This is a genomic window from Ancylobacter pratisalsi (assembly GCF_010669125.1).
Classification (GTDB): Bacteria; Pseudomonadota; Alphaproteobacteria; order Rhizobiales; family Xanthobacteraceae; genus Ancylobacter; species Ancylobacter pratisalsi.
The window spans coordinates 1,665,951-1,684,409 of sequence record NZ_CP048630.1; the positions used below are offsets into that span (position 1 = coordinate 1,665,951).

At 68.7% G+C, this 18,459-nt stretch carries 16 protein-coding genes; 4 read left to right on the top strand and 12 right to left on the bottom strand.

Features of this window, described 5'->3' with window-relative positions; translation table 11 throughout:
• Positions 1–5: 5 nt before the first annotated feature.
• From G3A50_RS07930 to G3A50_RS07940, 3 genes are all read left to right on the top strand, one after another.
• Complete coding sequence (locus tag G3A50_RS07930) at positions 6–1,622, top strand: dipeptide ABC transporter ATP-binding protein (protein WP_163074732.1); 1,617 nt, start codon at positions 6–8, stop codon at positions 1,620–1,622.
• 174 nt (positions 1,623–1,796) lie between these two features.
• Positions 1,797–2,882, top strand: a complete 1,086-nt coding sequence (locus G3A50_RS07935) for a patatin-like phospholipase family protein (RefSeq protein ID WP_163074733.1) — start codon at positions 1,797–1,799, stop codon at positions 2,880–2,882.
• A gap of 3 nt (positions 2,883–2,885) precedes the next feature.
• Positions 2,886–4,340 carry a GntP family permease gene (locus G3A50_RS07940; RefSeq protein ID WP_163074734.1) on the top strand — a complete coding sequence of 485 codons (1,455 nt, stop codon included), beginning with the start codon at positions 2,886–2,888 and terminating at the stop codon, positions 4,338–4,340.
• 21 nt (positions 4,341–4,361) lie between these two features.
• On the opposite strand, the gene G3A50_RS07945 is transcribed toward G3A50_RS07940, so the two are convergent.
• The 12 genes from G3A50_RS07945 to G3A50_RS08000 all read right to left on the bottom strand — a co-directional run bounded on the left by G3A50_RS07945 (position 4,362) and on the right by G3A50_RS08000 (position 16,660).
• Positions 4,362–5,804 carry a basic amino acid/polyamine antiporter gene (locus G3A50_RS07945; protein ID WP_163074735.1) on the bottom strand — a complete coding sequence of 481 codons (1,443 nt, stop codon included), beginning with the start codon at positions 5,802–5,804 and terminating at the stop codon, positions 4,362–4,364.
• 83 nt (positions 5,805–5,887) lie between these two features.
• Positions 5,888–7,126 carry an arginine deiminase gene (locus G3A50_RS07950; protein ID WP_163074736.1) on the bottom strand — a complete coding sequence of 413 codons (1,239 nt, stop codon included), beginning with the start codon at positions 7,124–7,126 and terminating at the stop codon, positions 5,888–5,890.
• A gap of 26 nt (positions 7,127–7,152) precedes the next feature.
• Positions 7,153–8,589 (bottom strand): basic amino acid/polyamine antiporter, encoded by a 1,437-nt coding sequence (locus G3A50_RS07955; protein ID WP_163074737.1) that lies wholly within the window; start codon positions 8,587–8,589, stop codon positions 7,153–7,155.
• A 249-nt stretch (positions 8,590–8,838) separates the two neighbouring features.
• On the bottom strand, positions 8,839–9,759 hold the full coding sequence (locus G3A50_RS07960) for a DMT family transporter (RefSeq protein WP_163074738.1): 921 nt from the start codon (positions 9,757–9,759) through the stop codon (positions 8,839–8,841).
• A 122-nt stretch (positions 9,760–9,881) separates the two neighbouring features.
• A complete protein-coding gene (locus tag G3A50_RS07965) occupies positions 9,882–11,036 on the bottom strand; it encodes an alpha/beta hydrolase (protein WP_163074739.1) in 1,155 nt (384 codons plus the stop codon).
• Positions 11,037–11,134: 98 nt separating this feature from the next.
• Positions 11,135–12,778, bottom strand: a complete 1,644-nt coding sequence (locus tag G3A50_RS07970) for a complex I subunit 5 family protein (RefSeq protein WP_163074740.1) — start codon at positions 12,776–12,778, stop codon at positions 11,135–11,137.
• Positions 12,775–14,256: a complex I subunit 5 family protein gene (locus G3A50_RS07975; protein ID WP_163074741.1), complete on the bottom strand. Its 1,482-nt coding sequence runs from the start codon at positions 14,254–14,256 to the stop codon at positions 12,775–12,777. The genes G3A50_RS07970 and G3A50_RS07975 overlap by 4 nt, the downstream gene beginning before the upstream one ends.
• Positions 14,253–14,567: an NADH-quinone oxidoreductase subunit K gene (locus G3A50_RS07980; RefSeq protein WP_163074742.1), complete on the bottom strand. Its 315-nt coding sequence runs from the start codon at positions 14,565–14,567 to the stop codon at positions 14,253–14,255. The genes G3A50_RS07975 and G3A50_RS07980 overlap by 4 nt, the downstream gene beginning before the upstream one ends.
• A gap of 8 nt (positions 14,568–14,575) precedes the next feature.
• Positions 14,576–15,514: an MnhB domain-containing protein gene (locus G3A50_RS07985; RefSeq protein ID WP_163074743.1), complete on the bottom strand. Its 939-nt coding sequence runs from the start codon at positions 15,512–15,514 to the stop codon at positions 14,576–14,578.
• Positions 15,511–15,837 (bottom strand): monovalent cation/H(+) antiporter subunit G, encoded by a 327-nt coding sequence (locus G3A50_RS07990; protein WP_163074744.1) that lies wholly within the window; start codon positions 15,835–15,837, stop codon positions 15,511–15,513. The genes G3A50_RS07985 and G3A50_RS07990 overlap by 4 nt, the downstream gene beginning before the upstream one ends.
• On the bottom strand, positions 15,834–16,097 hold the full coding sequence (locus tag G3A50_RS07995; RefSeq protein WP_246252405.1) for an MrpF/PhaF family protein: 264 nt from the start codon (positions 16,095–16,097) through the stop codon (positions 15,834–15,836). Before G3A50_RS07995 ends, G3A50_RS07990 begins: the two co-directional genes overlap by 4 nt.
• A gap of 2 nt (positions 16,098–16,099) precedes the next feature.
• A complete protein-coding gene (locus tag G3A50_RS08000) occupies positions 16,100–16,660 on the bottom strand; it encodes a Na+/H+ antiporter subunit E (RefSeq protein WP_163074746.1) in 561 nt (186 codons plus the stop codon).
• A 676-nt stretch (positions 16,661–17,336) separates the two neighbouring features.
• On the opposite strand from G3A50_RS08000, the gene G3A50_RS08005 reads away from it, so the two are divergent.
• Positions 17,337–18,314: an AraC family transcriptional regulator gene (locus G3A50_RS08005; protein WP_163074747.1), complete on the top strand. Its 978-nt coding sequence runs from the start codon at positions 17,337–17,339 to the stop codon at positions 18,312–18,314.
• Positions 18,315–18,459: the final 145 nt, after the last annotated feature.

Here is an 18,459-nt window from a genome sequence, read left to right on the forward strand (position 1 = left end):
CCGTCATGAACGCGCCACTGCTGTCGGTCCACAACCTCACCATCTCCACGCGCGGACGGCGGCTGGTCAATGGCGTGTCGCTGGAGCTGGAAGCGGGCCGCACGCTGGCGGTGATCGGCGAATCCGGCTCAGGCAAGTCGCTCACCGCGCTCACCCTTCTGGGGCTGCTCCCGGAGGGGCTCGACATCGACCCCGCGACGCGCCTCGCCTTCGCCGGGCACGCGCTCGCCCCGCGCGACGAACGCGGCTGGCGTCCGCTGCGCGGGCGGCGTATCGCCATGGTGTTCCAGGACCCGATGGCCTGCCTCAACCCCTTCATGCGGATCGACCAACAGATCGACGAGGCCCTGAGGCGCGCGGGCGTCACCGGGCGTGCCGCGCGGGCGCGGACAGTCGTGGAGCGTCTCGCCGAAGTCGAGCTACCCGATCCGGCGGCGCTGGCGCGGCGCTACCCGCACCAGCTTTCGGGCGGCCAACAGCAGCGGGCGATGATCGCCATGGCACTGGCCGGCGAGCCGGACATGCTGATCGCGGACGAGCCGACCAGCGCGCTCGATGCCAGCGTGCAGGCGGACATCGTCGCCCTGCTGGCCCGGCTGCAGCAGCGCCGCGCCCTTGCCATGCTCATCATCACCCACGACCTCTCCGTGGCCGGCGCGCTGGCGCATGAGATCGTGGTGATGCAGCGCGGGCGGATCGTCGAGAGGGGAGCGGCGGAACGGGTCCTGACCCGCCCGAGCGATGTCTACACCATGCGCCTCGTCGGTGCGCGGCACCGGCTCGACGGGGCGGATGCCTCCCCGCCCGACGCAGCCAAGACCACCAAAGACGCGACACCGGTCGAGGCGCTGGTGCAGGCGGAGGGGGTGTGCATCGACTATCCCGCCCGCCGCCTGTTCGACCGGCCGTTCCGCGCCGTGCACGACGCCGCGCTTCGGCTCACGCCCGGCCGCACGGTGGGGCTGCTGGGCGAATCCGGTTCCGGCAAGAGCACGCTTGCCGCCGCGCTGGCGGGGCTGCGTCCGCTGGCGCAAGGACGGGTGCGCGTGCTGGGCCATGATCTGACGTCAGGCGGTCCCGGCCTGCCGCAGGCGCTACGCCGCCAATGCCAGATGGTGTTCCAGAACCCTTATGGCGCGCTTAACCCGCGCCTGACGATCGGGCGCGCTCTGGGCGAGCCGCTGGGACTGGCGGGGCTGGCCGCACGCGAGCACCCCGCCCGCATCGCCGCCGCGCTTGACGAGGTGGGGCTGGAGCGTGAGCACATGGCGCGCTTTCCCCACCAGCTTTCCGGCGGCCAGCGCCAGCGCGCCTGCATCGCCCGCGCGCTGCTGTGCGAGCCGCGCGTGCTGATCTGCGACGAGGTGATCTCGGCGCTCGACATGAGCGTCAAGGTGCAGATCCTCGAACTGCTTCGACGCCTCCAGACCGAGCGTGGCTTCGCCATGCTGTTCGTCGGCCACGACATCGAGGCGGTCCGCTGGATCTCCGACGAGGTGCTGGTGATGAACAGGGGGCGCATCGTCGAGCGCTGCGACGCCGCCATGCTGGATGGCACACATGTGCGCGATCCCTATACGCGGCGGCTGCTTGCCTCCCGCCTGCTGCGCCAGGTGGCGTGAGACGGGCGGCCGCGCGCGCCATGGAGCTGGAACGGTCGGCCTAGGTGTGAAACGCAGCGCTGATAGACAACGCTCCTTCGCATATGCAGCATGTCACGAGGGGTTGACCGGGATGGTCTACCCCTCGCGTGCCGCACCGCCCAGCGGGCCGCGGCGACAGCCGGAGTTCTGCCTATGTCGCGATCGCCCCGCCGAACCTCGCTCCCGCCCGTGCCCTCCGCCCCGGACGCGGACGACGCCAGCCGACGCCAGCCGGTGCTGATCGACTTTGCGCTGCAGGGCGGCGGTTCACATGGCGCCTTCACCTGGGGCGTGCTGGACCGGCTGCTGGAAGAGGACTGGCTGAAGATCGACGGTATTTCCGGGACCTCGGCAGGGGCGATGAACGCCGCCGTGCTGGCGGACGGTTTTGCCGCCGGTGGGGCGCAGGGCGCGCGGACCGCGCTGGAGACCTTCTGGCGGAAGGTCTCGGAAGGGGCGCGCTTCAGCCCGTTCCAGCGCGGACCGCTCGACCGCATGCTGGGGCGATGGACGCTCGATACCTCGCCGATGTTCATCGCCATGGACCTGATGTCGCGGCTCTATTCGCCCTACGACCTCAATCCCGGCGGCGGCAATCCGCTGCGCGACATTCTGGAAGGGTTGATCGACTTCGAGCGGCTGAAGACCTCGCCGGTGAAGATCTTCATCACCGCCACCAATGTGCGCACCGGACGCGGACGCGTGTTCCGCAACGCGGAGGTGACGCCCGACGTGCTGATGGCCTCCGCGTGCCTTCCCACCCTGTTCCAGGCGGTGGAGATCGACGGCGAGGCGTATTGGGATGGCGGGTATTCCGGCAATCCGACCATGACGCCGCTGGTGCGCGAGCTGGATTCCGACGACACCATCCTGATCCCGATCAACCCGGTGGAACGCCCGGGCACGCCCCGCTCGGCGGCGGAAATCCTCAACCGGCTCAACGAAGTGTCGTTCAATGCCTCGCTGCTCAAGGAACTGCGCATGATCGCCCTGCTGCGCAAGGTGGCCGATCCCGGCGACACCGAGGGCGCGCAATGGGCGAAGATGCGCATCCACATGGTGCGCAACCCGATCATGGAAACGCTGGGCTATTCCTCGAAGCTGAACGCCGAATGGGAGTTCCTGACCATGCTGCGCGAGGAGGGCCGCAAGTCGGCGTCCGCGTTCCTGGAGAACGACGGGGCGAGCCTTGGCAAACGCTCCTCGATCGATCTCGACGTGCTGCTGGAAGGGGTGTGACCCATGGGACTGCTCGGTATTCTCGTTGGCCTCGGCGTCCTGATCTTTCTCGCCTTCCGCGGCTGGAGCGTGCTGCTGCTGGCCCCGATCGCCGCGCTCATCGCCGCGGGCTTTGCCGGCGAACCGCTGCTGGCGCACTGGACCCAGACCTTCATGGGGAGCGCGGCGCGCTTCGTCGCCCAGTTCTTCCCCCTGTTTCTGCTCGGCGCGCTGTTCGGAAAGCTGATGGACGACAGCGGTTCGGTGACCTCGATCGCCAATTTCATGACCGACAGGCTGGGACCCAGCCGCGCCATGCTGGCCGTGGTTCTGGCCGGCGCGCTGGTGACCTATGGCGGTGTCAGCCTGTTCGTCGCCTTCTTCGTGCTGGCGCCGATGGGGCTGGCGCTGTTTCGTGCCGCCGGCATTCCCCGCCGGCTGATGCCTGCCGCCATCGCGTTGGGCACCTCGACCTTCACCATGTCGGCGCTGCCGGGCACGCCCTCGATCCAGAACGCGATCCCGATGCCGTTCTTCGGCACCACGCCCTTCGCCGCGCCGGGGCTCGGCATCATCGCCTCCGCCATCATGCTGGGCTTCGGCCTGTGGTGGCTGAACAGTGCCGAGCGGCGCGCGCGCACGGCCGGGGAGAGTTTCGGCGACGAGGCTCCCGCGCCGGTCGACGCGGCAGCGGAGGACCCGCTGGTACGCGAGCGGGCCACCACGGCGCACGAGTTCGACCCGGTGGAAATCCACAACGGCGCGCACGCCTACACCAACCCGGCGCCCCTGCTCGCCATGCTGCCGCTGACCGTGGTGGTGGTGGTCAACCTGCTCATGTCGCTGGTGGTGCTGCCGCGCCTCGATGTGTCCTATCTCGCCGAGGCCCGCTTCGGGCCGACCTCTCTCGCGGCGGTGGGCGGCGTGTGGTCCGTTGCGACCGCCCTGCTCGCCGCGATACTGACGGTGATCGCGATCAATTACCGGCGCTTTCCCGGCCTGAGGTCCACCATCGACGCCGGCGCCAATGCCTCGGTGCTGCCGATCTTCTCGGTGGCGAGCCTGGTGGGCTTCGGCGCCGTGGTCGCGGCCATGCCCGCCTTCGAGGTGGTGCGCGACTGGGTGCTTGGCATCGAGGGCGGCCCGCTGGTCTCGCTCGCCTTTGCCACCAACATCCTCGCCGCGCTCACCGGCTCGGCCTCGGGCGGCCTGACCATCGCGCTCGATTCGCTGGGCCCCACCTATATGCAGATCGCCGCGCAGATCGGGCTCGATCCGGCGCTGATGCACCGCGTGGCGGTGATCGGCTCGGGAACGCTGGACAGCCTGCCCCATAACGGGGCGGTGGTGACGCTGCTCGCGGTATGCGGCACCACGCACAAGCAGAGCTATTTCGACATCGTGATGGTAGGCATCGTCGGCGCGATCATCGCGCTGGTTGCGGTGATCGCGATCGGCTCCATCATGGGATCGTTCTGATGCCGGGCCGGCCGGGCCGCCTCACACGATGATGCGCCCGGTCGCCAGCCCGTAGACCGCCAGGACAGCGCCCGCGGCAGCCACGGCGAAGATGAAGCCCTCCACCGGGGTGAACACACGCTGACCCCGCTCGCGCTGGGCGAGGAAGAACAGCGCCGTGCCGGGCGCATAGATCACCAGCGAGAGCAGCAGGAACGTCAGCCCGCCGGCATAGACGAGGCCGGCGGTGTAGAGCGTGGCGAGCGCGGCGCGGGCGAGGTCACCGGCACGGCCCTTGGCCTGTCCATCCGGCTGCGGCCCGTAGCTCTCCCCCGTGACGGCCAGCTTGAGCGCATAGGCCGCGGTGAGCAGGTAGGGCAGCAGGATCATGGACGAGGTGAGCTTGAGTGCCAGCAGGAAGGCCTGCTCGGCGAACAGCGTCATGATGAGGAAGATCTGGATCAGCAGGTTGGTGAGCCAGAGCGCGGCGAAGGGCACCTTGTTGCGGTTCTCCGCCGCCAGAAAGACCGGCATGGTCTCCGTCCGCGCCGCCGAAAACAGCACCTCCGCCGCCAGCAGCGACCACGACAGATAAGCCCCCAGCACCGAAACGATGAGCCCGACGCTGACGAACACCGCGCCCCACGGCCCCACCACGGCCTGCAGCACGCCGGCCATGGAAGGGTTGCGCAGCCCCGCCAGCTCGGCGCGCGCCATGATGCCGTAAGACAGCAGCGTCACCAGCACCAGCAGGCACAGCACGCCGAGAAAGCCCAGCAGCGTGGCGAGGCCGACATCGGAACGCTTCTTGGCAAAACGCGAATAGACGCTGGCGCCCTCGATGCCGACGAAGACAAACACCGTCACCAGCATGGTGCCGCGCACCTGCGTGAACAGCCCCTCGGCCGCAAGCAGCGGGCCGCCATCGAAATTGGCGGCGAAGAGGTCCGCCTTGAAGGCGAGCGCGACCACGCCGAGGAAGACAAGGATCGGGATGATCTTCGCCACCGTCACGATGGTGTTGAGCGTCGCCGCCTGCTTCACCCCGCGCAGGATCATGAAATGCACCAGCCAGACGCCCATCGAGGACAGCGCGACCGCCGTCACCGTGTTGCCGTCCCCAAAGACCGGAAACAGCGCGCCCAGCGTCGACTTGATCAGCACCCAGTAGGAAACGTTGCCCAGGCAGCAGACCGTCCAGTAGCCGAGCGCCGAGAGGAACCCGAGATAATCGCCGAACCCCGCTTTGGCATAGGCGTAGACCCCCGCATCCAGCGCGGGCTTGCGGCGCGCCAGGGTCTGGAACACGAAGGCGAGCATGAGCATGCCCCCGCCCGCGATGCACCAGGCGATGATCGCGCCCAGCCCGCCGGTGACGCGCCCGAAAGTCTGCGGCAGCGAAAAGATGCCCGCCCCGACCATGGAGCCGACGACCATGGCCGTCAGCGTCGGGAGGGCGAACTTCTGCTGGGTCGGCGCGGCCATGGCAAAATACTGCTTCACATAAGACAAGGGACGGCGCGGCGCGTGCGCCGGACCGTCCCGAACCTGTCGACCGAACGGATCGGTCAGAAATCGACGGCGTCGCGGATAATGGGGCAGGTCATGCAGTGCCCACCGCCGCGCCCGCGCCCGAGCTCGGAGCCGTCAATGGTGATGACCTCGATCCCCGCCTTGCGCAACAGCGTATTGGCATAGGTGTTGCGATCATAGGCGAACACCACGCCCGGAGAGGCGCAGACGAGATTGGCGCCGGAATCCCACTGGGTGCGCTCGCGCATATAGTCGTTACCGCCGGTCTCGACGACGCGGATCGAGGGCAGGCCGAGGGCCTCCTTGACCGTTTCGACGAGGCCGCCCTTGTCCTTGTGCAGCTCGACGCCGCCCTTGCCGTCCGGCCGATACGAGAAGCACTCGATCTTGTCGACGATGTCGGGATAGAGCAGCACGCAGTCCCGATCGGCGAAGGTGAAGACCGTGTCGAGATGCATCGCGGCGCGCAGCTTCGGCATAGCGGCGATGATGACGCGCGTGGCCGCGCCCTGCTCGAACAGCGCGCCCGCGAGCTGGCTGATCGCCTGGCGCGAGGTGCGCTCGCTCATGCCGATGAGCACATTGCCCTTGCCGATGGGCATGACGTCGCCGCCTTCCAGCGTGGCGAGGCCCCAGTCCTGCGTCGGGTCGCCCCACCACACATTCACCTTGCCGGCGAAGTCGGGATGGAACTTGTAGATGGAGGTGGTGAGGATGGTCTCCTCGTGCCGCGCCGGCCAGTAGAGCGGGTTCAGCGTGACGCCGCCATAGATCCAGCAGGTGGTGTCGCGGGTGTAGAGCGTGTTGGGCAGCGGCGGCAGCAGATACTCGTTGACGCCCGCCGCGTCGCGGATGAGCGCCAGTGTCGCCCCGCCGATGGATTCGGGGAACTCGTAGGTCGACAGGCCGCCGATCAGCGTCTCGGCGAGCTCGCGGTTGGGCAATCCTTCGAGATAGGAGCGCACCTCCTCGACAAAGCCGAGGCCGATATTGTTCGGCACCACCTGGTTGTCGAGGATCCACGCCTTCGCTTCCGGGACGGCAAGCGTTTCGGTGAGCAGATTGTGCATCTCCACCACCTCGATGCCGCGATCGCGCATCTTGGTGATGAAGTCGAAATGGTCGCGCTTGGCGACATCAACCCAGAGCACGTCATCGAACAGCAAGGCGTCGCAGTTGGACGGGGTGAGGCGCTGATGGGCACGGCCCGGCGCGCAGACCATGACCTTGCGCAGCTGGCCGACCTCCGAATGAACGCCGAACATGGTTTCCATGGTGAGGCTCCCGGTATTTCTTGTTCTCAGGGGGTAATGATGCCGGTCACGAGGCCATAGGTGCCGATGAGAGCGGCGACGACCGTGACGGCAAAGACAATGAGTTCAACGGACGTGAACAGGCGCGCCTTCTGCTCGCGGCGTGCCCAGAAGTAGAGGATGATCGTGCCCGGCAAGAAGAGCACCGCGACAAGCAGCACATATTTCAGGCCGGCGGCGACGAACATGAACAGCGTGTAGATGAGGGCGATCCAGGCGAAGATCTGGTCGCGCCCGCGCTCGTTCGGCGTGGTTTCATATCCCACGCCGCTGCGTGCCAGCAGCACGCCATAGCCGGCCACCAGCAGATAGGGCAGCAGCGCGGTGACGCTGGTCATGTCGAGCATGAAGTTGAAGGCGTCGCGCGACCAGTAGGTCGAGATGACGAACAGCGAGACGACGATGTTGGTCATCCACAGCGCGTTGGCCGGCACGCGGTTGCCATTCTGCGCCGCGAACAGCTTCGGCATGTCCTGCGACTTCGCCGCGGCGAACAGCACTTCCGCACAGATCAGCGACCAGGCGAGATAGGCGCCCAGCACGGAGACCAGCACGCCGATGGAGATGAACACCGCGCCCCAGTGGCCGACGACAAGTTCCAGCGCACCGGCGAGCGAAGGGTTTGCCACGCCGGCGATGTAGGCGCGCGGCGCGGTCGCATAGGGCAGCAGGGTGATGGCCACCATCAGACCGGTGACGGCGACGAAGCCGAGAATGGTGGCGGAACCGACATCAGAGCGCTTCTTGGCAAAGCGCGAATAGACGCTTGCGCCCTCGATGCCGAGGAACACGAAGACGGTGATGAGCATGGTGTCGCGCACCTGCGCCAGCAGCGTCTTCTCCGGCATGTTCACGCCGCCGAAGAAATTCTCGGAGAACTGCGAATAGTTGAAGAAGAAGATGAAGGCGAGGATGGCCACGATCAGCGGCACGATCTTGGCGACGGTGACGACCGTGTTGATGAAGGTCGCCTGCTCGACACCGCGCAGGATCATGAAATGGAAGCACCAGATGCCGACCAGCGACACGATGATCGCGGTGGCGCTGCTGCCATCCCCGAAGATCTCCGGGAAAAAGCGGCCAAGCGTCGAGCCGATCAGTACCCAGTAGAAGACGTTGCCGAGGCAACTGCCGAGCCAGTAACCGAAGGCCGACAGGAAGCCCATATAGTCGCCGAAGCCCGCCTTGGCATAGGCGAAGACGCCGGAATCGATATCTGGCCGCTTCTCGGCGAGCGCCTGAAAGACGCGGGCCAGCATGTACATGCCGGTTCCCGCGATCGCCCAGGCGATGATGGCCCCGAAGGGCCCGGTCGCCGTCGCGAAGCGGCCAGGCAGATTGAAGATGCCAGCACCCACCATCGAGCCGACGACCATCGCCGTGAGGCTGGGGAGCGAAAGCTTGCTCACAGGGGAATTCGCCATCTGCACATCTGCCCGTCGTTTACTCGTCAGGTGATGTATATCCCTTCCCCCGTCGGCTTAAATTGGCATCACGTCCCGTGTTTGTGCACCATGTTTCATTTTCAAGCCGCCGCCCCCATGGCATCTCAGACGGACACACTTGATTCGAGCAAGCCACAACACGATTTCAGCGTCCTGAAGGGGCGTAGGCGCAGATTTCGACGTATTTTTACACTGCAACGCAAATTCTATGCTGCATTGCAGCTTGATCTACGCCCGGCCCGGGCAACTGGCGGAGGCGATGACAATTCCAGCGAGGAGCAACGCGCCGCCGATCACTTCGTGCATCTGCAACGTTTCCCCGAAGAGGCCGGCGCCGATGAGAATGGTCCACACCGGCACCAGGTAGCCGACCATGGTTCCCACCGTCGGCCCGGCAAGACGCAGGATGCGCATGAACATGATCAGCGGCACCGCGGTCGCCATCAGGCTGAGCACGGCGAGGTCGACCAAATGGTCGCCCGCCGCAGCGAACGCCGAGGGGCCGCTGAACGCCAGCACCACGGCGAGGCAAGGCAGACCGGAGAAGACGAGCTGCCCATAGGCCAGCCGCGCCGGCGGCGCGTTCGGCACCAGGCGCACATAGATGTTGCCGAGCGCATAGCTCACCGGCACCCCCGCCATGGCCAGCGCTCCGGGAACGGAACCATCGCTGCTGCGCAGGAGATCGATCCCGCCCAGCAGAAGCACCAGCCCGCCTATGCCGAGCGCCATGCCGACGATGCGCGCACCGGTGAGACGCTCGCTGGCAAACAGGAACGGTGCGATGAGCGCGACCAGCAGCGGCGTGGAGGACTGGATGAGGGATGCGAGCGAGGTCGTGATCTTGCCCAGCGCATAGACGGTGAGCGTGTTCGGCACGATGACCTGGAGCACGCCGAGCACGGCCCAGTCGGCCCATTCCCGCCCCGCCGGCAGGATCCGCTGGCCGATGACCAGAAACCAGAGCGCCATGACGCCGCCGCCCAGCAGATCGCGCAGCGCCGTGAGCGCGAGCGGCGAGAGATCGACGCCGATGCGTTGAAGCAGCAGAAAGGCCGGCGCCCAGAGGAACGAGCACAACAGCATCTGCCCGAACAGGAAGGCCGTCTCGCCGCGACCGCGCGCGGCCTCCACAACCGAAGAAGACATCCACGTCTCCGGGCCCGGCGGCCGCCGCCACCGGCACCGCTCACCCGCTGATCTGCCGGTATCGGAAAACAGCCGTCAAGCCCGCGACACCGTTGCAGGGCAACGATGGTGCCCAGCGCGCGCTAGGGAGTTGCCGCCCGGCGCAGGGCGGGGTCGAACACCGCGATGGGCGCGGTGATGACGCCGCCCGCCGCCTGACCGACGCCTATCGCCGTGGCGCCGATGACCTCACCCAGGCTGGGATCGGAATCGGTGACCTTCTGCCCCGCGACCAGTCGCGTGCCGATGAGCTGCACGACTTCCGGGGATTCGGCGAACTTGTTGTGATTGAAGGAATCACCACCGCGCAGCGCGGTAAGATCGATGACCACGATGCCAGCCCGCTCCAGCCGTGCGTAGTAGTTCGGCGCGGAGGGATCGATCTGGCCCAGCCGGTCGATATTGCCGGCGAAGCGACGTGACAGTGCCAAAGCGCGGTCGTTCTGCGAGGTGAAGATGGTGAAGCGCGCGGTCGGCCCGTCGAGCGAAATCCACTGTTTGGCGAAGACGTCGACGTCGAGATCGGGTGAGGCAAGAATGATGTTGTGGATGCTCGCCGGCAGGTGGCCGCGGCGGATCGCCATCTGGCGCAGCCCCTCCATGGCCAGCCACGCGCCCATGGAATGGGCCATGATGGTGACGTCGCGCACCTCGGGATCGCTGGCGACGCGCCAGACCATCTGCTCGAACGCATCGCGCGAGAAATTGGCGCTCTCGCGATCAAAGCCATAGGCGAAAATGCTGCCGCGCGAGGGCCAGGTGAACAGCACCGGGGCGGCGTCAGCGCCGGAATCGTGGACGATCTGGGCGAAACGGTAGACCGCGTCCTCGAACTGGTTGTTGAAGCCGTGCACGAAGATCAACACGCGCTTGCTCTTGGGCAAATGCTCGTGAAGCCAGCCCTTCGCCGCGCCGGAGCCCTCGACCGGAGTGGCCGAGAGGGTGGCGAACTCACGCTCCGGATTGGCCGGCAGGCGCCGCGGCCACTGCACCTCGCCGACCCGCCGATTGGCGGCCGGCGGGATCGAAATGTCGAAGGCGGTGTAGGCGATGGCCGACCCGCGCTCTCCGGTAAAGAGGACGTTGATGTTGTCGGTCGGTTCGCGGGTGGTTGCGACCAGCATGTCGACGGAGGTCGCGTCGGGCGCCGCTGCGGCAATCGGAGCCAGGACTCCCGTGGGACGGGTCGCGCATCCGGCAAGCATGAAGCAGGCGAAGAGGATTGCGGCGAGACGCATGCCCAGACCGATACGCTGAACCCCGGAAGCCGCACCTATACCAGAGAAGTCAGCCAACGGAACGAGGGCCTTTGGCCGGCGGCGGCATTCGGTGTGAGTCAGCGTCCCCAATGCAACAGAGCCGCCAGCGCCAGCCCCACGCAGACAAGCGCCGAAAGGCCGGCGGGCCATTGGCGCAGAACGGCATCCCCCCGCTCAAGGGCTGCCCCGGCACGCAGGATCAGGGGCGCGCCGGCCTCCGCCAGCACGACAAGGTCGCCCTCCGGCACGCGCGGCAGGCGGCAGGCGAACCGCCGCAGCGCGATCGCGAGCCCGGCCCCCATCAGCACCGGCCAGAGCGCGCCCCACAGCGCCGCCAGCGAAAACACGGCGTCCGTGGGGATCCCGGTAACAGGGCCGAACAGCAGCCAGGGCAGCGCGAGGGAGATCAGGGCGGTCAAAGCCCAGGGCAGCACAAGCCCCGGCACAGGTGCTTTCGCGGGCGCCGCGCCGGCCTTCCCGAAGGTTGAGAGACACTGCAGGAAGTGCAGCATCAGCAGCGTGCTTCCCGCCGCGGACAGCGAGGCAAGGCTGCTGGCGAGGCCGCCGTCGATGATCTCCTTGGCCGCGTATTTCGCCAGTGCGCCGCTGGTGAACGGCAGGCCGGCGAGGCTGAGCGCCAGCAGGCCCATGACCCCGGACACTACAGCGCGATGGCGACCGGACACCGCGACACCCACGCCGAGGAACAGCGTGCCCTTCACCAGCATGTGGTGCAGGCCATAAACGGCCGTGATCGACGCCGTCGCCGCAGCGCCCGAGGCGAGGCCCGCGCCGAGGATGGCGGCCACGAATCCCATCTGGCTGACGGTGGAATAGGCCAGCACGGTCTTTGGATGGCGCTGGGTGATTCCGATCGCGACGCCATAGAAGGCCGTGACCAGGCCGAGAGCGGTGAGGAACGCGCCCCAGCCCGCCAGCCCTTGCCCTGCCGAAGCGGACCCGAGCGGCAGGAAGCGGATGAGGCCTATGACGCCCGCCTTGACGATGATGCCGCTCAGGACGGCGGAAGCTGGCATCGGCGCCACGGGGTGGGCCAGCGGCATCCAGACGTGGAGTGGCACCAATCCCATCTTCATGCCGAAGCCGACGATCAGCAGGGCGAGAGTGACACCGCCAAGCGGCGACGAGGAAAGACGCGCCACCGTCTCCGCAATCAGCGGATTGCCCTCGCCTCCATTCGCAAACATCACGAAGGCCAGCAGCAGCAGCGCCTCGCCGAGGATGGCGAGACCCATATAGATGAACCCGGCGCGCTGCGCGGCAGCCGAGCGCTCATGAGCGACCAGGCCGAAGGCCGACAGGCTGGCCAGCGAGAACATCAGGTAGAAGCTCGCCAGATCCGCCACCACGAAGGTTCCCAGCGAGCCGGCGAGCGTCGCCAGCCACCAGAAGGCGAAACGCGCAGCGTGCGGGTCCCTGGCCATGTAATGGCGGGCATAGAGCCCCGCGAACGCCCAGAGCAGCGCCGCCCCGCCGAGCAGCACCGCGCCGGGCGTGTCCACCGCGAGCACGATGCGCAGCGGCGGCGGCGACAGCACCAGCGCCCCGCGCGGCACCAGCAGCGCAGCCGCGAGCGCGGGCAAAGGCGCGAGTGCGAGCAATTCCAGCGCGCCGGTCCGCAGCCGCCCGGCCGCGAGAAGGCCGGCCAGGAGCAGCGGCAGGATAAGAGCGGCGGCGAGCAGGAGCGCGGCGAAGCTCACGGGGCGGCTCCTATCGCGAAAAGGGCAAGCGGACGCAGCGGGACGAAGCCCAGCAGCAGCGCACACAGAGCAAGCGCGAGCGGCACCGCCTCGCGCCAGCGCGACACGGGCCGCAGCACGAGGCCGGCGTCCGGCTCGCCCGTCGCACGGCCGATGGCGCGGAACACATAGCCCGCCGCCAGCACGCCGCCCGCGAGAATGACGATCGCGATCCACCACTGCCCCTGCGCCACGGCGGCACTCAGCAGGATCGCCTTGGCGTTGAAACCACCGCTCGGCGGCAGGCCGACCAGCGAGAGCCCCGCCAGCGCCAGCGCCGCCACGCTCAGAGGCGCCGCGCGGGCGGCGCCGGCGAGATCGTCGATGCGGTCATGGCCGAGCGCTTCGGCTATGAGGCCGGCGGCCACGAACATCGCCGCCTTGGCGAAGGCATGAGAGACCAGCTGGAGCATGCCCCCCGTCCAGCCCGGCGTCAGCGCCGGCTGCGCCGCGTCCGCCAGCGGAAACATGAGGAACAGGTAGCCGATCTGGGCAACGGTGGAGTAGGCGATCATCAGCTTCAGACGGGACTGGCGCAGCGCCATGACGCTGCACCACAGGATGGAGGCGGCGCCCAGCCCGGCCAGCAGCACGGAGGCCGGCCCGACAGGACCGGGCCCTCCGCCAAGCTCGAACCACAGCCGCACAATGATGAGGAACGGCGCCTTCACCACCAGCGCCGAAAGCACCGCGCTTGCCGGCGCGGGCGCTGCCGCATGGGCGGGGGGCAGCCACAGATGGAGCGGAAACACCGCGGTCTTCGCCATGAGCCCCGCGGTCATCAGCCCCAGCGCCAGCGCGTCGCCGCCACCTGCAATGTCGGCCAGCGTGCCAATGTCGAGCGTGGCATAGCGGGAATAAATCAGTGCAACGCCAAGGAGATAGAGGCCGGAGCCGGCGAGCGCGAACAGCAGGTAGCGCAGCGCCGCCGCCAGCGTTTCGCCCTTGCCCTCCAGCGCCACCAGCGGAACGGCCGCGAAGGTGAGCAATTCCAGCGCCACGAACAGGGTGAACAGGTCCCGCGCCAGAAAGGCGAGATTGAGCGCACTCCACAGTCCCAGCATCAAGGCCCAGAAGGCAAAGGCGCGGCGCGTCTGCCTCTCGCCGGCAGGGGTGCGAAACGAGGGCCAGGCCGAGAGCCCGACAAGGCCCAGGATCAGCGCCGTGACCACCAACATCATGGCCGCGACACCGTCCGCGCGCAGCAGGGTGCCAAGCGGCGGCGCCCAGCCACCCAGCACATAGGTGAGCGGGGCGGCCGTTTCCATGACCTTGGAGAGGACAGCGATCGCCACTGCAAGTCCTGGAACATAAAGCAGAAAAGCGGCCCGCTCCGGCGCACGGAACGGCCAGACGAACATAGCGACGAGGCCCACCGCCGGCAGCATCACGGCCAGCACCAGAAGCAGGCCGTCCTCCGAGCTGATCCCGGCGTTCATTCGTTTTCGCCCTCACGGTGCCGCGCGTCAGCATTGGCTTCAGCGTGGGCGAGGATGAGCGCGACCGCGAGCGCGGAGGCGGCGAAGGCGACGACGATGCCCGTGATCACCAGCGCCTGCGGCACCGGATCAGCCGCCACGCCCGCCGCGGCCCCCCGCCGCGCCGCGACCCCGAACAGCAGGAAGATCCCGGCCCCCGCGACATTGAAACTGACGAGGCGCATGAGGTTCGTGGGGTGGACGATGAGGCCGAAGAGGCCGATGCCGACGAGGCCGGCCGCCGCGAGGCCCATGATGGTCGCCGCGCTCATCGCCGCACTCATCGCCGCACCTGCCCGGCCGGACCGGCGACCAGAAGCACGACGACCACCGCGACGGCGAGGGTGAGGGCGAATTCGACGGCGACGATGATGGCCTTGGCCAGATCGGGCGGATAGGTGAGGAAGGCGCCAGCGAGGGGAACGCCGGCAAAGCCAACGGCGATGAACAGCGCCGGGCCGGCGACCAGCGCCAGGCGCAGCCGGGGGGAGCCGGTGCGGGGCGCGGCGGCGACACCGGCCAGCATCGCCAGCAGCCACATCGCCGCCAGTACCGCTCCACCCTGGAAGGTGCCGCCGGGATGATCCGCCCCGATCCAGACCAGATAGAGGCCGAAGACGATGCCGATGGGCGGCAGCGCGCGCGCCATCAATGCGAGAGACGTGTCGCGCTCATCGCCGTTCGCCAGCCCCGCGAGCGGAAGCGGGGGCCCTCCCCAGTCCGCGTCGCGGGCCAGCGCCCAGACGCCGATGACCGCGAGCAGCAGGACAATCTTCTCCAGCAAGGTGTCCAGCGCGCGATAGCCCAGCAGTACCGCCGTCACCGGGTTGCCGAGACCGAAGGTATCGATGCCGGCGATGGCGGGCGCGGCAAGCGAAGGCCCCTCGGGCGGGAGGGCGAGCACGAACAGCGCCAGCGCCAGCGTCACCAGCCCGGCGAGCGCGGACGCGGCGAGCCGCAGCCCCCTGCCCGACACCGGCACCGGCGACGGCCCCAGACGGGCCCATGCGCGCAGCAACAGGATGCCGGTCGCCCCGCCCCCGACCGTTGCCTCCGTCAGCGCGACATCGACGCCCGCAAGGCGCACCCAGGCCAGCGCCAGCAGCAGCCCGAGCGTGATGAAACCGATCACCGCCGCGCGGGTGCCGGGCGCCCATACGGTGAAGCCGGCGACCGCCAGCAGCAGCAGGGCCAGGAGGGCATCCAGCGCGAGGGTCATGACGACGGGGCGCTCCGTTTCCCGGCGCCATTGTCGTCGCGCCGCTCGCGCCGGGCCACGGCCGCTATGAGCTGGCCGGCCACGGCCCCGGCGAACAGCACCAGCCCCAGGGCCAGCAGGATCTTGAGCGCGGCGAGCGGACCCCCCGCCTGCGGCAGCAGGCCGAGCGCGATCAGGCCAAGGCCCAGCGTGTCGACCTTGGTGAGGGCGTGCAGCCGGCTCAGCGCATCGGGAAAGCGCAGCAGGCCCACGGTCCCCGCCATGAAGAAGAAGGCGCCGGCCAGCACCATCAACACCGTGAAGGCATCCATGAGCGCGCTCATTCGCCGGGCTCGCGCGCGGGGCCGGCATGGCGGCTCAGCGCCACCGCGCCGAGGGCGGCCAGAAGCGCCAGCGCCACCGCGACATCGGCGATCGCGCTCATCCCGCTGGCGCTGGCGAGCAAGAGGCAGACGGCGGCGAGGCCCGTGCCGGCGAGCTGCGCCGCCATCATGCGATCAGCCGCGGAAGGGCCACGCAGCAGGCGAACCAGCCCGAGCCCGATCATGAGCAGGATGAATGCCCCCACCGCGACGAGGAACACGCTCAAGGCGTTCGCCCCCCGGCCGCGATCGGGCCGATGGCGGCCGAGAACAGCGCTTCCTCATGGGCCAGCTGGTCCGCAACCGGTGCGGTGACATCGAGACAGTGCACGATCAGAGCACCATCCTCCCGCTCGGCCACCGGAAGCGAGCCCGGCTGCAGCGCGAGGAGAACGCGGAAGACACCGCGCGCGATGCCGGCGCCGGGCGCCATGTCCTCATCGCCACGAGGCGCGCCGGCGCGCGGCAGCGCGCAGGCACAGACCACCTCGCCGGGCTGCAATCGCAGCGGCCGGGAAATCGCGCGGCGCGCGACGTCGATGCCCGCGACCAGCGACTGCAGCGGGAGGCGCAGCACCAGCATCGCCAGCGCACGCAGTGCGGCGCGGGACGGCCCGTGGTGGGTCCGCGCGGGCGGCAACAGCCGCAGGCTGGCCCACACCGCGAGCAGGACCACCGGCACGCCAACGACAAGCTCCGCCGTCGCCACGCCGGCCAGAGCGATCCAGAGCAGATAGAGCGATGCCGCGCGCAGCACAGCCGAACAAACGAAGGATGATGTCATGTCCCGAGCCTGCGGAGGTGCGTCGGTGCGCGAGAGACGTGCCTCCACTAAGGCAAGACCTGACGCGCGTGGCAAGAGCCCCGGCGCGGCAGGGCCCGCAAGGTTGGATCTTTCCGCACCATGTCGCCCGCGCGTCTCACCCTTGCGGGGAGCGCCGGATCGGCCCCTTCCAAGGCGAGGGCGAGGCGCCCGCGCACCGGCGAACGCGGCCACCCGCCACGTGCCGGACGGCTCCCACGCGCGACCAGCGCTGGATGCGGCGCGGGGAATCTGACGCTCACCGATTCCGATGGCACGGCCGGCAGGATGCGATGCGGGCACTGGCGGCCCGCCCGGCAGGGATGCCTTCTGCCGACCGCGTTGGCGTGGAGGCGCGGTGTCAGATGAGGGCCGTGTGAGGCCGGCGACCACCGGACGCCAGCGGCGGGCGACGGGCGCGCTGAGGTACTCTGTTCTACATCGCTGTTTAGAATTATACTACGAACGGACATGAGGGCGGCGGGTGCGAGGGGCGCCCGGTTGAGATATGGACTGGCATCGCCGGGGGGCGGTGTATCAGCCGGAAATGTCCAGAGGACCGGACATTCCTGCGATGTGACAGGGTGGGTTCATCTTGAATTTGCTGTGGGCGACAGCGTTAAGCGATGCGGGCGGCCGCCGGGCGCCGATGCAGCCCATGCGCTTCAGCACGCGCGGGCGTGCCGCGAGCGAGCAGTTCGAGGCGTATCGTGCCTTCTGTGCGCCCGCCATCGACCTTTCCCTGCCGGCGGAATGCCCCCCTCAATTCGAGGTCGACCATCTGTCCTGGGACTTCGGGCGGCTGGCCCTGACCGAGGCATGGCTGCCGGGCCCGCCTTCCGCACGGCGCTGGCGCCACCTCACGCGCGATCCGCTCGACCATTGGTGCCTGGTGCTGGCGACAGGACCCGAGCGGGCGCGGCTGCTCGGCTTCCGCTCCCTCGCGCGTCCCTTCGAGGGAGAGGCGTGCGATACCCATGTGCTCTCGCTCTATATCCCGCGCGACATGTTCGGCGCGGACGCCGCCGAATTCGACACGCTGGCACCGGTGCTGCCCGAGACCGGGCTGAGCCTGATGCTCGGCGACTATCTGGAAAGCCTGGCGCGTCATCTGCCCGATCTCGACCCCGCCACCGTTCCCGCGATGGTGGAGATGACGCGCGTGATGCTCGCCGCCTGCCTCGTCCCGCAGGCGGACCGGCTTCACGCCGCGCGCGGGCCGCTAATCGCGACGCTGCGCGAGCGGGCGCGGGTGGTGGTGCGCCAGCACTTGCGCGCGCCCACGCTGGGTGCGGACCTGCTCTGTCGCGAGCTGGGCGTGTCGCGCTCGCGTCTCTACCGGCTGTTCGAACCGCTGGGCGGGGTCATGCGCTACATCCAGCGCCAGCGCCTGCTGGCCGCCCATGCCCGCCTGTGCGACACCACCAACAGCCTTCCGATCGTGCAGATCGCCGACGAGATGGGTTTCCCCGACGCGTCCGGTTTCAGCCGGGCGTTCAAGGCCGTGTTCGGCAGCACACCGCGCGAGGTGCGCGAGGCCGCGCTTTCGGGCCTGCCCCCTGCCCCCCGCGCGGGACGGCCGCCCGCACCGCGGCTCGACGACCTCGGCGACCTGCTGCGGGGACTTGGCGCTTGATTGTCACGGCACCGATTGAGACGAGATGCACACTGCCGGGACTCCCGGCTGATCGCAGCCTGCCGCGGAACGGCTATAAAAAAGGCTGGCCCGCCTGCCTTCCCGGTCCCCGCGCGGGAAGCGCACCGGCTTTTCCGCTCCGCCC

What these genes read in the sequence shown, in the direction of transcription:
- G3A50_RS07930 (WP_163074732.1), top strand. Translation starts at nt 6, where the DNA reads ATGAACGCGCCACTGCTGTCGGTCCACAACCTCACCATCTCCACGCGC.
- G3A50_RS07935 (WP_163074733.1), top strand. Translation starts at nt 1,797, where the DNA reads ATGTCGCGATCGCCCCGCCGAACCTCGCTCCCGCCCGTGCCCTCCGCC.
- G3A50_RS07940 (WP_163074734.1), top strand. Translation starts at nt 2,886, where the DNA reads ATGGGACTGCTCGGTATTCTCGTTGGCCTCGGCGTCCTGATCTTTCTC.
- G3A50_RS07945 (WP_163074735.1), bottom strand. Translation starts at nt 5,804, where the DNA reads ATGGCCGCGCCGACCCAGCAGAAGTTCGCCCTCCCGACGCTGACGGCC.
- G3A50_RS07950 (WP_163074736.1), bottom strand. Translation starts at nt 7,126, where the DNA reads ATGGAAACCATGTTCGGCGTTCATTCGGAGGTCGGCCAGCTGCGCAAG.
- G3A50_RS07955 (WP_163074737.1), bottom strand. Translation starts at nt 8,589, where the DNA reads ATGGCGAATTCCCCTGTGAGCAAGCTTTCGCTCCCCAGCCTCACGGCG.
- G3A50_RS07960 (WP_163074738.1), bottom strand. Translation starts at nt 9,759, where the DNA reads ATGTCTTCTTCGGTTGTGGAGGCCGCGCGCGGTCGCGGCGAGACGGCC.
- G3A50_RS07965 (WP_163074739.1), bottom strand. Translation starts at nt 11,036, where the DNA reads ATGCGTCTCGCCGCAATCCTCTTCGCCTGCTTCATGCTTGCCGGATGC.
- G3A50_RS07975 (WP_163074741.1), bottom strand. Translation starts at nt 14,256, where the DNA reads ATGAACGCCGGGATCAGCTCGGAGGACGGCCTGCTTCTGGTGCTGGCC.
- G3A50_RS07980 (WP_163074742.1), bottom strand. Translation starts at nt 14,567, where the DNA reads ATGAGCGCGGCGACCATCATGGGCCTCGCGGCGGCCGGCCTCGTCGGC.
- G3A50_RS07985 (WP_163074743.1), bottom strand. Translation starts at nt 15,514, where the DNA reads ATGACCCTCGCGCTGGATGCCCTCCTGGCCCTGCTGCTGCTGGCGGTC.
- G3A50_RS07990 (WP_163074744.1), bottom strand. Translation starts at nt 15,837, where the DNA reads ATGAGCGCGCTCATGGATGCCTTCACGGTGTTGATGGTGCTGGCCGGC.
- G3A50_RS08000 (WP_163074746.1), bottom strand. Translation starts at nt 16,660, where the DNA reads ATGACATCATCCTTCGTTTGTTCGGCTGTGCTGCGCGCGGCATCGCTC.
- G3A50_RS08005 (WP_163074747.1), top strand. Translation starts at nt 17,337, where the DNA reads ATGCGCTTCAGCACGCGCGGGCGTGCCGCGAGCGAGCAGTTCGAGGCG.